1 protein-coding gene is annotated in these 1,196 nt (G+C 53.8%); it reads left to right on the top strand.

Translation table 11 applies throughout. From position 1 onward, the window contains the following. Positions 1–68 precede the first annotated feature (68 nt). Positions 69–1,049 (top strand): IS5-like element ISKpn26 family transposase, encoded by a 981-nt coding sequence (locus ABOC97_RS23850; protein ID WP_000019450.1) that lies wholly within the window; start codon positions 69–71, stop codon positions 1,047–1,049. Positions 1,050–1,196 lie beyond the last annotated feature (147 nt).

Genomic DNA, 1,196 nt, shown 5'->3' with positions numbered 1-1,196 from the left:
GGAAGGTGCGAACAAGTTCCTGATATGAGATCATCATATTCATCCGGAGCGCATCCCAGAGGGACATCATGAGCCATCAACTCACCTTCGCCGATAGTGAATTCAGCACTAAGCGCCGTCAGACCCGAAAAGAGATTTTCCTCTCCCGCATGGAGCAGATTCTGCCATGGCAGAATATGACCGCTGTCATCGAGCCGTTTTATCCCAAGGCGGGCAATGGCCGACGGCCCTATCCGCTGGAGACCATGCTGCGTATTCACTGCATGCAGCATTGGTACAACCTGAGCGACGGTGCCATGGAAGATGCCCTGTACGAAATCGCCTCCATGCGCCTGTTTGCCCGATTATCCCTGGATAGCGCCCTGCCGGATCGCACCACCATCATGAATTTCCGCCACCTGCTCGAGCAGCATCAACTGGCCCGTCAATTGTTCAAGACCATCAATCGCTGGCTGGCCGAAGCAGGCGTCATGATGACCCAAGGCACTTTGGTGGATGCCACCATCATTGAGGCACCCAGCTCTACCAAGAACAAAGAGCAGCAACGCGATCCGGAGATGCATCAGACCAAGAAAGGCAATCAGTGGCACTTTGGCATGAAGGCCCACATTGGTGTCGATGCCAAGAGTGGCCTGACCCACAGCCTAGTCACCACCGCGGCCAACGAGCATGACCTCAATCAGCTGGGTAATCTGCTTCATGGAGAGGAGCAATTTGTCTCAGCCGATGCCGGCTACCAAGGAGCGCCACAGCGCGAGGAGCTGGCCGAGGTGGATGTGGACTGGCTGATCGCCGAGCGTCCCGGCAGGGTAAAAACCTTGAAGCAGCATCCGCGCAAGAACAAAACGGCCATCAACATCGAATACATGAAAGCCAGCATCCGTGCCAGGGTGGAGCACCCGTTTCGCATCATCAAGCGGCAGTTCGGCTTCGTGAAAGCCAGATACAAGGGGCTGCTGAAAAACGATAACCAACTGGCGATGTTATTCACCCTGGCCAACCTGTTTCGGGTGGACCAAATGATACGTCAGTGGGAGAGATCTCAGTAAAAACCGGAAATAACGCCAGAAATGGTGGAAAAAATAGCCTAAATAGGCTGATTCGATGTGTTTGCGGGAAAAAAATCGGCCCAGATCCGCGAAATTTTAATCAGCGAGTCAGCTTGGGAAGAAATGACCTGCTTATTCGCACCTTCC

Source organism: Kluyvera huaxiensis, from assembly GCF_040149365.1.
In the GTDB taxonomy this organism is placed as follows: Bacteria; Pseudomonadota; Gammaproteobacteria; order Enterobacterales; family Enterobacteriaceae; genus Kluyvera; species Kluyvera intermedia_A.
Note: the sequence above shows the minus strand (reverse complement) of the source record. Positions and strands in the feature narration are given on the sequence as shown.

What these genes read in the sequence shown, in the direction of transcription:
- ABOC97_RS23850 (WP_000019450.1), top strand. Translation starts at nt 69, where the DNA reads ATGAGCCATCAACTCACCTTCGCCGATAGTGAATTCAGCACTAAGCGC.